Source organism: Pseudoalteromonas sp. CR1 (assembly GCF_019392235.1).
In the GTDB taxonomy this organism is placed as follows: Bacteria; Pseudomonadota; Gammaproteobacteria; order Enterobacterales; family Alteromonadaceae; genus Pseudoalteromonas.
In genome coordinates this window covers 1-243 of sequence record NZ_JAHXRM010000552.1, presented here as the reverse complement: position 1 = coordinate 243, position 243 = coordinate 1, and the positions used below count along the sequence as shown (strand labels likewise).

At 48.6% G+C, this 243-nt stretch carries 1 protein-coding gene; it reads left to right on the top strand.

The annotated features are described in order from the left end of the window. Positions 1–224: hypothetical protein (locus KZZ04_RS20520; protein WP_219424081.1), on the top strand; the 224-nt coding region annotated here is incomplete at its 5' end. Positions 225–243: the final 19 nt, after the last annotated feature.

Below are 243 nucleotides of genomic sequence, written 5' to 3'. Positions count from 1 at the left end.
ATCTTTATTGCCAACAAATGGCTAAAGTTCTGGCAGAGCAGGTCGATGAATCTGTTACGGCAGGCATGAATACTTTTTTCGCTGAGTTCGCTTCATGTTTGACGGAATTACAGACGCGTTTACGCGAAAGCCTGGCTCTGCGTCAACAAAATGAATCGGTGGTCAGGCTGATGCAGCAGCAATTGCAGCAGACTGTGATGACTCACAGCTGGGCGTCGGTGTAAATCCAGCCGTGAGTCATCA